Below are 1,553 nucleotides of genomic sequence, written 5' to 3'. Positions count from 1 at the left end.
GCTCAACGCCCTATTCCGTCAGGACGTAAACACCCCGGCACTCCGTCATCGCTTTCCCTGTGCCGTTAGTACAGGACTATTAACCTGTTCCCCCTCAAAGCCCGGCCTTCGCCTGCTCCTTAGACCCCGACTAACCCTCCGATGACTGCCATCGCGGAGGAAACCTTAGCTTTTCGGTGTGAGGAGTTCTCATCCTCATTCTCGTTACTTATGCCTACATTTGCTTTTCACTGCTCTCCACCACGGCTCACGCCACAGCTTCACCGACCAGTGAATGCTCTCCTACCACAAGTAGATCTAATCTACTGTCCATTTCTTCGGTGATGTGCTTGATGCCCGGTTATTATCGACGCCCGCCCCGCTCGACCAGTGAGCTGTTACGCACTCTTTAAAGGAATAGCTGCTTCCAAGCTAACCTCCTGGCTGTCTCAGCAGCCGGACCGCCTTTGTTCAACTTAGCACACACTTGGGGACCTTAGAAGATGGTCTGGGTTGTTCCCCTCTCGGAGCAGGACCTTAGCACCCTGCCCCTCACTGCCACGCACCTCTCTGCGCATTCGGAGTTCATCAGAAGTTGGTAGGATGTGACTCCCCCGCATCCTGTTGGTGGCTCTACCTCACAGACAGTAACACGTAACGCTGTTCCTAAAAACATTTCGGAGAGTACGAGCTATTTCTCAGTTTGATTGGCCTTTCACCCCTATCCCCAGCTCATCCGGAAGCTTTTCAACGCTTATCGGTTCGGCCCTCCAGGGTGTGTTACCACCCCTTCAGCCTGGCCAGGGATAGATCACCAAGTTTCGCGTCAACCCCCACTGACTATTCGCCCTGTTCAGACTCGCTTTCGCTTCGGCTGCTGGACTCCAGTCCATTAACCTCGCCAGTGACGGTTACTCGTAGGCTCATTATGCAAAAGGCACGCCGTCACCCCACACTGGAGGCTCCGACCGCTTGTAAGCGCCTGGTTTCAGGATCTATTTCACCCGGGTACTCCCCGTACTTTTCACCTTTCCCTCACGGTACTCTGCACTATCGGTCTTCTGAATGTATTTAGCCTTGCCGGATGGTGCCGGCTACTTCAAAGGGAATTTCTCCGGTTCCCCCCTACTCAGGATCCCCAACCCACAAACGCGCTGACCCCGACGGGACTCTCACCCTCTATGGTCCACTTTCCCACGTGGTTCAGGTTCGCTTGCCTGCTTTTGTCAGGTCCTATAACCCCAATGACGCCGTAACGCCACTGGTTTGGGCTCTTCCGGGCTCGCTCGCCACTACTACCGGAATCACATTTGTTTTCTTTTCCTGCGGCTACTTAGATGTTTCAGTTCACCGCGTTCGCCCCCTTGCGGGTACTACCTCTTCAAGGTAGTGGGTTGCCCCATTCGGACACCTGCGGATCAGCCCCTGCCAGCGGGTCCCCGCAGCGTTTCGTCGCTTGCCACGTCCTTCATCGCCATCAGAAGCCTTAGGCATCCCCCAGACGCCCTTTTGCTGTGTGTTGTCACTTGTTTACTACGATGTTGGCCTGACAAGATCGCCTTGTCAGTACCTGC

The 1,553-nt window shown here is 54.9% G+C and carries 1 rRNA gene; it reads right to left on the bottom strand.

Annotation, left to right across the window (positions count from 1 at the left end):
- Nucleotides 1-1,500, bottom strand: a 23S ribosomal RNA gene (locus ACYVC2_RS13515); the annotation flags it as partial.
- Nucleotides 1,501-1,553 lie beyond the last annotated feature (53 nt).

This window comes from Spirosoma koreense, assembly GCF_054777875.1.
Note: the sequence above shows the minus strand (reverse complement) of the source record. Positions and strands in the feature narration are given on the sequence as shown.